Source organism: Streptomyces sp. NPDC051555 (genome assembly GCF_044454405.1).
Classification (GTDB): domain Bacteria; phylum Actinomycetota; class Actinomycetes; order Streptomycetales; family Streptomycetaceae; genus Streptomyces.
The window spans coordinates 643,734-655,311 of sequence record NZ_JBITDP010000001.1; the positions used below are offsets into that span (position 1 = coordinate 643,734).

The following is an 11,578-nucleotide window of genomic DNA, read 5'->3' on the forward strand; positions in this document are numbered from 1 at the left end:
AAGCAGCCGGAAGACCGGGAGACAGACCCATGGCCACGCGCACCAACCCCTACGGAGCCTTCAACTTCCTCGTCCAGCTCGGCAACACGAGCGCCGGCCTGGAAGGGGACATCAGCGGCGGCTTCTCCGACTTCAGCGGAGCGGGCAACGAGGTGAAGTTCTCCGAGTACCGCAACGGGAACGACCAGTTCAACCACGTCCGGAAGATCGCCAACACCAACACCACGGACGACGTCACCCTCAAGCGGGGCATCATCGGAGACCTGCGCCTCTTCAAGTGGATCGCCGACACCCGCAGCGGCATCTACCTCCCCCTCACCGTCACGGTCACGCTCCACGACGAAGGGCACGCCCCGGTCTGTTCCTGGCGGCTGAACCAGGCCCAGCCCAAGAAGTGGGTCGGCCCCACCCTCCAGGGCAAGGGCGGGGGCGAGGTCGCCATGGAGGAGCTGCACCTCGTCGCCGAATCCATCGACTTCCTGTCGCTCTCCTCGTGACCCCCGCCGGACCGCGGCTCGGCGCACCCGGCGTCTACCGGGAGGCCCGCCGCCCGCCGCCCTCCTTCGGCCCGGTGCGCCTGGACGTCGCCGGCTTCGTCGGCGTGGCCCCGCGCGGCCCCGTCGACACCCCGGTCGCCGTCGACCGCTGGACGGACTACCTGGACCGCTTCGGCGGATTCGAAGGCCCGGGCCTGCTGCCCTACGCGGTACGGGCGTTCTTCGCGCAGGGCGGGGTCCGCGCCCACGTGCTGCGCGTGGCCCCCCTCCCGCGGGCCCCGCACCCCGCCGCCCAACAGGCCCACGCGCTGCACCGGACCCGGCTCGGCGCAGGTACGGGCGCAGGTACGGGCGCGGGGAGCGGACCCGAGGTGGACCTGCGGGCCCGCGACGAAGGCAGCTGGGGCGGGCGGCTCGCGGTCCGGTGGGAGTTCACCGGATCCGAGCAGTTCGCCGCCGTCGTGACCGGGCGCGAGCTGGCCCTGCCCGAGGCCCGGATCCCGCCCGTCGGAAGCGTCCTGCGGCTGCGGGGCGCGGGGCTGCCCACCACCGGGGAGTTCTTCCGGATCACCGGCTTCGCCGACGCGCCGTCCGCCACCGACCCCGGTCCCGGACCGGCGGCCGGGGGGCCGCGGCGCCGGACCGCCGTCCTGGACCGGCCGCCCGTCACCGGCCCCGGCGGCCGGACCGTCACGCTGGCCGTGGAAGCCGAGGCCGTCACCGTCACCATCACCGTCACCGACCCCGATCCGGCACGCCCCCGTCAGGAGCGGTTCGCGGGGCTCGGCCTCGGCGGCGACCACCCCCGCCCCGCCGCCGCCGTACTGGCCGCCGAATCCCTCCTCGTCACCCCCGACGGGACCTGGCCCGACCCCTTGTTGCCGCCCGACGGCAGGCTGGGCTCCGCCCTGTCCCGGCCCGTCCGCCCCGGCCTCGACCGCTACGCCGGGATCGGCCCCGACAGCTTCCAGGGCCCCTGCCCCGTCGACCTGCTGCCCGTCGGCGGCGCCGAGGTCGTCGAGGATCCCGGTGCGGCGCCGGGGAGCGGCCCGACCCCGGCCGTCGGCATGGACCGGATGGCGCTGGTCACCGAGGTCGCCCTGCTCGCCGTACCCGACCTGCTGTGGGAGTACGGCGAGGCGCCCGAGACCACCGAACTCCCCACCCGGACCCCGCCCGGCGCGGTCTTCGCCCCCTGCCCGCCCCCTTCCCCGCCACTGACCACCCGGTCCGCCGCGCGGGAGTTCCTGCTGGACGGCGTCACGCAGCTGCCCGAGATCCTGCGCCGCCAGCAGCGGCTCGTGGCCCTGGCCGAGCGGCAGCGGCGCTTCGTCGCCCTGATCGACGTACCGCCCCGGCTCCCGGTGCGCGCCGTCGCACGCTGGCGCGCCGCCTTCGACAGCTCCTACGCCGCCGCCCACCACCCGTGGCTCGGCGTGATGCCGGCGGAGGACCCCCGGGGCAGCGCCGTCCTCGTCCCGCCCAGCGGCTTCGCCGCGGGCATCATCGCCGAGCGCGAACGGCGCCTGGGCCTGCCCTGGGGGCCCGCCAACGAACTGGCCGCCGACGCCGTGACCGCCGCCCAGCGGCTCGCCGAGGCCGACCACGACGCCCTGCACCTGCTCGGCATCGACGTCTTCCGGGCCGAGCGGGACGGCTTCCGGCTCGCCTCCGCCCGTACGCTCTCCAGCGACCCCGACTACCGCCAACTGAGCGTGCGCCGCCTGATGACCATGCTGCGGCTCGCCCTCGACCGGCAGGCCCAGGTACTGGCCTTCGAACCCCACTCGCCGGCGCTCCGCGCCGAACTGCGGGGTGCCGTCGTGCAGTTGCTGCGCGGACTGCACCGCTCCGGGGCGTTCGCGGGCGACCGCGAGGAGGAGTCCTTCTTCGTGCACTGCGACGAACGCCTCAACCCCGCCTGGTCCCAGGGCCTCGGGCGGCTGGTCGCCGAGATCGGGGTCGCACCGGCGCAGCCCCTGGAGTACCTCGTCCTGCGGATCTCCCAGGACGGCGACGGCGCCGTGGCGGTGGGGTGAGCCGTGGCCGAAGCCGTACAGACCTTCCGCTTCCGCGTCCGGCTCACCCGCAGCGCCGCCCCGGGCCGCACGGACCTGGCGCCCCCCGTCCTCGCGCACGTGACCCACGCCGCCCCCGCGGCGGCCCTCGGCGCGAACGGAGCGGGCCGCGGACCCGCCGCCCCGGCGCCCGAACGGCTCGGCGACGGCGGGTTCCAGGAGTGCACCGGGCTCGGCCTGGAGGTCGATGTCCGCGAGTACGCCCAGGGCGGGGCGAACGACGAGTCGGTGCGCCGGCTCGGCCGGGTCCGGCTCCAACCGCTCGTCCTGCGGCGCGGCATGTTCCTGGCGACGCCGGACGGCAGCGCCGACACCGGCCTGTGGGACTGGCTCCAGGACGCGGTCGGCGGCGCCGCGCCCCCCGTCCGCTACGACGGGGACATCGAGGTGCTCGACCCCACCGGGCAGCGGGTGGTGGCCCGTTGGACCTTCACCCGCGGACTGCCACTGAAGATCATCGGCCCATCGCTGCACGCGAAGACGGGGGAGATCGCCATGGAGGAACTGCACATCGCCCACGAGGGCCTGCGGCTGGAGCGCACCACGTGAGCGCCCCCCTCGCCCAGGCCACCTTGCAACGCCTGGCGCGCAGCGGCGCCGGAGCCAAGGACCAACCGCCGCTGGTCGTGGACGACGGCCCCGCCGTGCCCGTCCAGTTCAACCCCACCTCCCTGCGGATCAGCCGTAACAACACCGTCGACCGCGGCGGCGCGACCACCCGTTCCCAGAAGCGCCAACATCCCGCGACGGAAGGCTCCACCCTCACCTTCGACCTGGAGTTCGACACCACCGAACAGCGCTCCGGCGGCCAGTACGTCGACGTGCGCCGCTGGACCGCCCTGGTCCGCCAGTACGCCGAACCGCCACCCGACCGGCCCGCCGACCCACCACCCGTCGTCCGCTTCGTCTGGGGCACCCTCCGCTACAACGGCATCGTCACCCAGGTCAACGAAGAGCTCGACCACTTCGCCCCCGACGGCACCCCGCTGCGCGCCAAGGTCGGCGTCACCCTCGTCGAGCAGAACTTCGCCTACGAGGCCCACGCCGAGGGACCCGGTACGCGCGACGCCCGAGCCGCCACCGAACCGGGCGCCCCCCGCACCGGCGCCGCGCCCGGCACCTCGGGCACCGGCCGCCCGAACCGGGTGGTGCGGGCGCGGGAGGGGGAATCCGCCCAGCAGGTCCTCTCCCGCCTCGGCCTGGACCCGGCCGGGTGGCGCGGTGCGATGAACGGGCTGGACAGCCCGCTGACCCTGGCGGCCGGGGCCGCCGTACAGCTCGGCGCCGAGGTCACCGTCCCCTTCGCCGGGGCCGGGCCCTTCGCGGCGACCTTCGGCGGTGGGGTGGCGGCGACCTCCGTGGCGGGACTCGCCGGCGCCCTCGGCATCGGCGCCGATGCCGGCATCGGCGCCGGTGCCGGCGACGCGCCGGGGGACGGCGCCGCGGGCGGCCCCCCGGCGGGCGGCGCCCCGGGTGTCGCCGGTCCCGGGACCGCGGACTACGGCGGAGCCGTGGACCCGTTCACGGCGGGCTTCGCGCTGTCGGCCGGCGGCGGCATCGCCGCGGCGGCGGCCGCGGTCACGGGCGCCGCGGTGGACCGCGCCACCGCCCGGGCCAGGCAGTCGTTCGAGGTGCCGCCGGCCGTGGGCCGGCCCACCGCGCCGCCCGGCACCTCGCCGTCCACCGCCGCGCCGCCGGCCCCCGGCCCCGCCGCGCCCGACCGGCGCTCGGTCGGCTACGGCCGGGGCGTACCGCTGCGCGCGCGTGCCGATCCCGGCACCCTCGCCGAGGTCGAGGCGGGCGGCGGCCGCAGCCTCGCCGACCGGGCCCGCCGCCAGGAGGTCCCGGCGCCCGACCCCGGCGCCGCGCCGTGGGAGCGGCTCCCGCCCGATCCGCCCGGCCGCGCCGCCGCCGACTGTGAGCAACGCCGCCGTGACGCGGGCCCCCGCACCCTGAGATGGACACCGCGAGGAGGCCCGCCATGAGCGTGTACATCGGAGAACTGCACACCGACGTCGTGCCCGCCGCCGGGCAGGGCCCGACGGCCCCGGCAGGCGGCGCCGCGGATCCGCACGCCGCCGCCGACCGCCACCGCGAGGCCTGCGAGCGCGCCGCCTGGCTCGCGGCCCGGACCGGCGCGGAGGCCTTCGATGACTGAGCCGGTGGTCGCGGCCGTCTCACCCGTCTTCGAGGTCGGCGGTGCGCTGGTCAGAGACCTCGCGCGGGACTGCGTCCACCTCGACGTCGCGGAAGGGACCGAGGGCCTGCGCACCCTGCGGGCGCACTTCCTCGCCGTCGGCGCCGGAGCCAAGGGACCGCAGGACCGCCTGCTGCACCTCGACGGGAGCACCATCGGCCTCGGCAGCGCCCTCAAGGTCGCGCTCGGCCCCGCGGACCGGCTGCGCCACGTCTTCGACGGGGTGGTCTCCGCCGTCGAACTGATCCTCGGCGACGGCGAACCACCGCAGGTCCTCGTGCACGCCGAAGACGCCCTGATGCGCCTACGGATGACCCGCCGGGTGCGCACCTACCGGGAGGTGACCGACGCCGCCCTCGCCGAAGCCGTCGCCGCCGAGCACGGCCTCGGCGCCGAAGCCGACGCTCCCGGCCCCCGCTACGACCTGGTCCACCAGCTCAACCAGAGCGACCTCGCCTTCCTGCGCGAGCGGGCCCGGCTGATCCAGGCCGAGCTGTGGGCGAGCGGACGCACCCTGCACTTCCGCCCCCGCGGCAGCCGCGGCAGCACCCCCCAGACCCTGGTCTACGGCAGCGAACTGCTCTCCGTCCGGCTCGTGGCCGACCTCGCCCACCAGCGCAGCGAGACCGTCGTCACCGGCTACGACGCCGAGCGCGGCGAAGGCATCGACGAGCGGGCCGGCCCCGAGGCCGTGGAGGCCGAGACGACGGGTGGCCGCACCGGCGCCCGGCTGCTGACCCAGGCCCTCGGCCCCGCCACCAGCCTGCGGATCCGCGAGAGCGCCCTCACCGCCGAGGAGGCCCGGGCCTGGGCCCGCGCCGAAATGCTGCGCCGCGGCCGCCGGTTCGTCAGCGTCGCGGGCACCACCCACGGCAGCCCCGACCTGGTCGTCGGCGGCCGGCTCACCCTCCGCTCCGTCGGCGCGCCCTTCGAGGGGGAGGGGTACCACGTCACCCGGATCCGGCACACCTTCGACCCGGAGCACGGCTTCCGCACCCGCTTCGACGCCGAACGCCCTTCATTGAACGAGGTGGTGTGATGACCCTGCCCGGTCCCGCGGACGGCTCCGTCCCCGGATACTTCGGCGTCTACCCCGCCTTCGTCACCGACATCGTCGACGAGAAGCGGCTCGGCCGCGTCGAGGTGCGCTTCCCCTGGATGGGCAAGGAGGGCGAGCGCGACGTCCGCGCCTGGGCCACCCTGTGCTCGCCGTACGCCGACGACGAGCAGGGACTGCTGGTGCTGCCCGAGGTCGACAGCCAGGTCGTCGTCGCCTTCGAAGCGGGGAACCCGCGCCGCCCGTACGTCCTCGGCGCCGCCTGGCACGGCAGCGCGGCCCTACCCCACACACCGGAGCCGTCCAACGACCTGCGCCAGCTGCGCTCCCGGCAGGACAGCAGGCTCCAGTTCGACGACACCCCCGGCGCGGCCAAGGTCCGGATCACCATGGCCTCCGGCCACCAGGTGACCCTCGACGACGCCACGCAGCAGATCACCATCCGGCACAGCGGCGGCTGCGTGGTCCGGCTGACCGGCGGCGCCGTGGAGATCCATGCCGTGTCCTCCCTCGACGTCACCGCGCCCGTGGTCAACGTCACCGCCGGCTACTCCGCCTTCAGCGGCATCGTCCGGGTCGGCACCCTCATGGTCGACCAGGGGATCGTGTCCCCCGCCTACACGCCCGGCGCCGGGAACATCTGGTGAGCGCCGCCGAGCACGGCTTCCGCGCGCTCGCCCCCTGGTACGCCTGCGAGCGCGGAGGGTTCGACCGCTTCGACCCGAGGGCGCTGGCCCCGGCCCTCCAGAAGTACGACCGTGCCGACTTCGTCACCCGGCTCCTCGCGGACCCGCGCGCCTCCCTGCGCTTCGACCCGGCCGAGGACGTCTGGTCCTACCCGGTGCCCGTCGCGCTCGGCGACCGGGAGCCGGGCCGGGCCCGCTTCGCCACCCACCGACTGGTCCGCACGGGGCTGCGCAAGCTCTACCAGCCCAGCCACGACCGGTTCTACGCGGTCGTCGTCGAGCTGTTCTGCGACCGCCCCGGGCTGCCCCGCCCGCAGTCCGCGGAGGGGTTGGAGGTGGGGTTCGTGATGCGCCGCCGCCGGATGGACCTGACCGCGCCGCCGCAGGTCCTGCGCAGGCTCGCGGGCCGGCTCACGGCGGAGCTGCTCGGCGCGGAGCGGGCCCCGGCGGGCCTCGTGACCTCGGAGGCCGGGGACGTCCTGCGCGCGGACCTGGCGCGGACCCGCTTCGCCGAGGAACAGCGCGCACTGCTCGACCAAGTGGGCCTGGAGGAGCACACCGAGGCGTGGATGACGGGACCGGCCGGCGGACAGTGGCGCCCCCTCGGCGGGAGCGCACCGCCCGGCCGCCCGGCCGACCAGGAACAGGAGTTCCCGATGTGGCGGCTGCCGCCGCGCTCCGGGGACTGCCCGGAGCGGCCGGCACCACCCGCCCGCTCCCTCTGGTTCGGCCTGGTACCGGTCTCCTCCGGCGACCACGATGACCTCGGCGCCCCCAAGTTCGATCCGCAGTCCCTCTATGAACTGACCTGCTTCGTACGCCGCACCGCGCGCCCCGGGCACGAGCACTGCCCGGTGGAGACCTCGTGGAGCGCACCGACGGAGAGCTTCCGCCTGGCCGCCTTCTACGATCCGGAAGGCACCAAGAACCGCACGACCTCGCTCACCCTGCCGGACCTGAGGGCGGTCGCCGCCCGCGCGGGCGGTCCGCCCGGGCTCGGGGGAGTGGTCGTCACCAGCCCGCCGGGCTCGCAGTTCTCCTTCGATCCCGGCGGCGGCACCCCGAGCGGCGGCTCCGTGGGCGGCACCACGGCCCGCACCTGCACCTTCGCCCTCGAAATCCTCATGATCGTGGCGTTCTTCGTCTTCAGCATGTTCCTGCCGATCGTGGTGTTCCTCTTCCAGCTCTGGTGGCTGCTGGCCCTGCGCTTCTGCCTGCCCCCGTCCGTGGAGGCACTGGCCGCGCTCAAGGCCTACTTCGCGGCCGGCGGCACGCTGTCCACGATGGGCGACGACGAACGGGCCGACCTGGACACCCTTTTGGGCAGCCCCGGCGCCGCCGCCCGGCTCCAGGACCCCGGCAGCGGATTCGCCGACGAGGACGGGGACGACCTCCTCGACGCCCTGACCCCGCCACCCCCCGGGCCCGTGCCACGACCCGAGCCGGAGACCTCGCCCCCCGATCCGCTGTGCGGGGCCGGAGGATGAGCGCCCGCGCGGAACCCGTACCGGCGCGAGCGCCGGAGCCGGTGTCGGTGCCGGCGCCCGCGAAGGCCCTCGCTCCGGCCCCCGCTCCGGTCCCCACCACGGGATCCGCTCCGGTCCCGGCAACAGTCGGTGGGGCGCTCGTCGAGGAACTGGCCCTCCAAGGAGGCGCGGAGCTCACCGCCACCCCCGCGATCGCCGCCCACCTCGACGCCCTGGGGGCCGCGGGGGGCCCGGTCCCGGTCCGACTCGGACAGCTGGCCACGGGCACCCTGAACCTGCGGCGGACGGAGGGCGGCGCCCTGGTCACCGGACCGGGCGACGCCTTCCAGCCGGTCCCGCTCCTGCACCCCCTGCTGCACCCGCTGCGCGCCCGGGGAATCGAGCCGGTCCTCGCGCTCCGCGTCCACGACGGAGTCCTGGAGGGCCACGCCTCCGCGGTGGTCAAGGGCAGACTGCTCGGCGGCGGCCGGGCCCTGCTCGACCTCATGGAACAACACCCCGACGCGCTGGGCTGGGCGGGACTGGGCGGCCTGCGGCTGCCCGGCGTGGAGAACGAACTGCGCGGCACGACCCTGGTGGTGAACGTCAGCGGGATGTCCTTCACCCTCGGCGGCTTCCTGAGCGCCACCGGCGGCTTCGGCCTCGCCAACGAGGTGGTCACCTTCGACGCGGTCGCGCGCGGAGCCGTGGCCGGCCTGGGCGCGGTGGCGGTCCCGGTCCGGCGCGGCCCCGACGGCGCCCTGACCGGGAGCGCGAGCGTCGACGTACTGCTGCGCGGGTTCACCGGGCAGCTGACGGCGGCCTTCGGGGCGGGCGCCGTCGACGTGCGCGGGACGGTCCGGTACACGAACGAGAAGTTCGACGGCGAGCTCACGCTGGTCGCCACCGACGCGAAGACCGCCAAGGAGCTGACGGACAGCAAGCTGCCGGACCGGGCGAAGGCCGCGGCCGCTCCCCTGGCCGCCGGCGCCGCACCGGAACCGGCGGCGCCGTCCGCCGCACCGGTCCCGGTAGCGGCAGCGGAGCCGGTCGCCGCGCCGGGACCCCGGGTGGTCGCCGGCTGGGGCACGCTCCAGGTCAGGCTCGCGGACTGGCTCAGCGGTGAGGCGCTCGTCATCGTCGACCACCTCGGCGACGTCACCGTGGCCGGCAAGATCGCCCCGAGGATGGACAAGCCGCTCTTCGCGGAGCGCCGCTACGAGAAGCAGCTCGCCCGGTTCGAGGTCCGCGCGGCCTACGGGGTCCCGCTCGTCGGCAATGTCTTCCTCTTCGCGAACATCGGTCTCGAAGCCCTCGCCGTGCTGGGCCCGGCCACCCTCGACCACATCGAACTGACCGGGACCTGGTCGACCAAGCCGGAGGTGCTGCGCGACTTCGGGCTCACCGCGACCCTCAAGGTCTCCGCCTCCGCCGGTCTCAAGCTCACCGCCGAGGGCGGCGCCGGAGCCACGCTCGTCGGCCACGACATCAAGGCGGGCCTCGCGCTCAGCGCGCTCGCGGGCATCCGCGGCTACGTCGAGGCCACCCCCCGGATCGGCTACCGCGAGGTCGCGGACCCCAAGGCGGGCAAGCACGGCGAATTCTTCCTCGCCGGTCACATGGAGCTCGCCGCCCAGCCGTTCCTGGGCCTCGGCGGCGCACTCTTCGTGGAACTGGACAGCCCCTGGTGGTCCCCGGTCCCCGACCACCGGTGGGACTGGCCGCTGTTCCAACGGGAGTACCCGCTGCCGGGCGAGTTCGGGATCGGGGCCGACGTGGAGCACGTCGTGGGTTCGGGGAAGGTGCCCGAAGTGACCTTCGGTGAGGTGGACTTCGCCCCCGAGAAGTTCCTGTCGGACCTGGTCGGCGACCGACTGCCCGCGAAGACCGCGAAGGACGAACCGAAGCGCGGCAGCTGGTCGGACCCGGGAACCGCGGCGCCGCCGGCGACCCCCAAGAAATCCGCGGCCACCCCACCCCCGGCCGGGACGAAACCGGGCCCCGCGACACCGGCCGGGACGAAACCGGGTGGGACGAAACCGAGCGGCGCGAAGGCGGCCGGGACGAAACCGGCCGGCGCGAAGGCGGGGGCGGACGAGCCCGTCGTGCCCGCGCCCGCCGTCCAGGAACGCTGGCTCACCGGCCTGAAGGCGCTGGGCGAGGTCGCCGCGAAGTCCCACCGCGACCCGTACGACGCGGTCGAACTCCGGGACGCCCTCGCGGGCATCAAGAAGGCGCACGGCTTCACCGCGCTGGAGGCCGAACTCCACGGCAACGCCTGGCAGATCACGGCCTCGATGAACCCCACGACGCACAACGTCCCGCTCGTGGAGGCCGACACCACGGCGAAGCCGGCCGCAGAGGTGCCCGTCCCGGACGACGAGGAAGCACACGTCCACCTGCTGGCCCTCAACCGGAGGATGGAGGCCGTAGGAGCCGGGAAGGTGGGGCAGGGCACGACCCCGGTGGAACGGGCGATCCTTCGGGACGCGTATCCCGACGTGGCCACCGCCCAGGTCACCCGGGGGATGGTCATGGTCCACATCAGGGAGCTGGTCGCCCGCAAGGACAACGGAGCCAAACTCGACATCATCGACGCCGCCCGTGCGAAGAAGCGGGAGCAGGACGGCCGGTCGATCTACGACACGCTGAAGGACACCAACGTGCCCGCGGCGCACCGCACCGTGACCTACCAGCGGGCCGGTGGCAAGGACGAGTACGGCGAGAACCCCGTCCCGCGCGGATCCTGGAGTGTGGACCACGTGGTGGCGAAGAAGGAGTTCGCCGAGATCCCCGACGTCGCACGGCTGCACCACAAGGAGCGGCTGGAGCTGGTGCACCACGAGGGCAACCTGCGCATGCAGGAGAAGAGCCCCAACTACTCCCGCCAGGAAGTGCCCTGGCCCCAGTGGGCCGGAGCCCGCAAGTGGTACAGGCCGGAGCGCATCAACGAGGCCATCAAGTGGTACCACGAGGCGAAGGCGCTGCTGCTGGGGCAGATCGCGAAGATCCTCGCCAAACGTCGGGGATGAGGCCCTCACCGGCAGGACCCCTAGGGGCCCGTCGGAAACGTTGCGGTGACGGTCCGTGCGGAGCATGGAGGGCATGGCAGCAATCGACGCCCTCACCTCCGCCCCCGGCGGCTACGGACCGGGAGCACCATCCGCAGGCGAGACCTGGACCGGGACCGGGATCCGCTTCCCGCTGCGCCCCTCGGCGGCGGGCACAGCAGGAAGCGGACCGGCGGCCGGGGACCGCCCCGGAGCCCCCGCCTGGCTGAGCGGGCCCGCCGTGGTCCGGCAGTCGATCGAGACGATCCTCGACACCGAGCCCGGCGAGCGCGTCATGCGGCCCACCTTCGGCTGCGGACTGCGCCGCCACCTGATGGCACCGAACACCCCGGCCACCCGCGGCGCCATCAGCGCGGAGATCAGCGAGGCGCTCACCCGCTGGGAGCCGCGGATCAGGGTCACCGAGGTCGCCGTGACCCCGGGGGAGGAGCCGACCATGGTGTGGATCGACATCGCCTACGTCCACCTCCTGGACCTGCGCCCCGACAATCTCGTCTACCCCTTCTACCTGCGGTAGCGGAGGGAG

At 74.9% G+C, this 11,578-nt stretch carries 10 protein-coding genes; all 10 read left to right on the forward strand.

Translation table 11 applies throughout. The features are described 5' to 3' along the window. Positions 1-29: 29 nt before the first annotated feature. The 10 genes from ACIBEA_RS02725 (at position 30) to ACIBEA_RS02770 (ending at position 11,569) form a co-directional block, all read left to right on the forward strand. On the forward strand, positions 30-497 hold the full coding sequence (locus ACIBEA_RS02725) for a phage tail protein (protein WP_399257154.1): 468 nt from the start codon (positions 30-32) through the stop codon (positions 495-497). Continuing rightward, positions 494-2,536, forward strand: coding sequence for a phage tail sheath C-terminal domain-containing protein (locus tag ACIBEA_RS02730; RefSeq protein WP_399257156.1), 2,043 nt, complete (start codon positions 494-496; stop codon positions 2,534-2,536). Before ACIBEA_RS02725 ends, ACIBEA_RS02730 begins: the two co-directional genes overlap by 4 nt. Before the next feature lie 3 nt (positions 2,537-2,539). Continuing rightward, complete coding sequence (locus tag ACIBEA_RS02735) at positions 2,540-3,124, forward strand: phage tail protein (RefSeq protein ID WP_399257158.1); 585 nt, start codon at positions 2,540-2,542, stop codon at positions 3,122-3,124. Further along, complete coding sequence (locus ACIBEA_RS02740) at positions 3,121-4,560, forward strand: hypothetical protein (protein ID WP_399257160.1); 1,440 nt, start codon at positions 3,121-3,123, stop codon at positions 4,558-4,560. Before ACIBEA_RS02735 ends, ACIBEA_RS02740 begins: the two co-directional genes overlap by 4 nt. Continuing rightward, complete coding sequence (locus ACIBEA_RS02745; protein ID WP_399257162.1) at positions 4,557-4,733, forward strand: hypothetical protein; 177 nt, start codon at positions 4,557-4,559, stop codon at positions 4,731-4,733. Before ACIBEA_RS02740 ends, ACIBEA_RS02745 begins: the two co-directional genes overlap by 4 nt. Continuing rightward, the gene (locus ACIBEA_RS02750) at positions 4,726-5,811 is read left to right on the forward strand and encodes a phage late control D family protein (protein ID WP_399257164.1); all 1,086 of its coding nucleotides are present in this window, start codon (positions 4,726-4,728) and stop codon (positions 5,809-5,811) included. Before ACIBEA_RS02745 ends, ACIBEA_RS02750 begins: the two co-directional genes overlap by 8 nt. Continuing rightward, a complete protein-coding gene (locus ACIBEA_RS02755) occupies positions 5,811-6,476 on the forward strand; it encodes a phage baseplate assembly protein V (protein WP_399257166.1) in 666 nt (221 codons plus the stop codon). Before ACIBEA_RS02750 ends, ACIBEA_RS02755 begins: the two co-directional genes overlap by 1 nt. Next, complete coding sequence (locus tag ACIBEA_RS02760) at positions 6,473-8,002, forward strand: hypothetical protein (protein ID WP_399257168.1); 1,530 nt, start codon at positions 6,473-6,475, stop codon at positions 8,000-8,002. Before ACIBEA_RS02755 ends, ACIBEA_RS02760 begins: the two co-directional genes overlap by 4 nt. Further along, positions 7,999-11,013 (forward strand): hypothetical protein, encoded by a 3,015-nt coding sequence (locus ACIBEA_RS02765; RefSeq protein WP_399257170.1) that lies wholly within the window; start codon positions 7,999-8,001, stop codon positions 11,011-11,013. The genes ACIBEA_RS02760 and ACIBEA_RS02765 overlap by 4 nt, the downstream gene beginning before the upstream one ends. A gap of 73 nt (positions 11,014-11,086) precedes the next feature. Continuing rightward, a complete protein-coding gene (locus tag ACIBEA_RS02770; protein WP_399257173.1) occupies positions 11,087-11,569 on the forward strand; it encodes a GPW/gp25 family protein in 483 nt (160 codons plus the stop codon). Positions 11,570-11,578 lie beyond the last annotated feature (9 nt).

Excerpts from the sequence above, each read along its gene's own strand:
- ACIBEA_RS02750 (WP_399257164.1), top strand. The coding sequence starts at position 4,726 with ATGACTGAGCCGGTGGTCGCGGCCGTCTCACCCGTCTTCGAGGTCGGC.
- ACIBEA_RS02745 (WP_399257162.1), top strand. The coding sequence starts at position 4,557 with ATGAGCGTGTACATCGGAGAACTGCACACCGACGTCGTGCCCGCCGCC.
- ACIBEA_RS02755 (WP_399257166.1), top strand. The coding sequence starts at position 5,811 with ATGACCCTGCCCGGTCCCGCGGACGGCTCCGTCCCCGGATACTTCGGC.
- ACIBEA_RS02770 (WP_399257173.1), top strand. The coding sequence starts at position 11,087 with ATGGCAGCAATCGACGCCCTCACCTCCGCCCCCGGCGGCTACGGACCG.
- ACIBEA_RS02765 (WP_399257170.1), top strand. The coding sequence starts at position 7,999 with ATGAGCGCCCGCGCGGAACCCGTACCGGCGCGAGCGCCGGAGCCGGTG.
- ACIBEA_RS02725 (WP_399257154.1), top strand. The coding sequence starts at position 30 with ATGGCCACGCGCACCAACCCCTACGGAGCCTTCAACTTCCTCGTCCAG.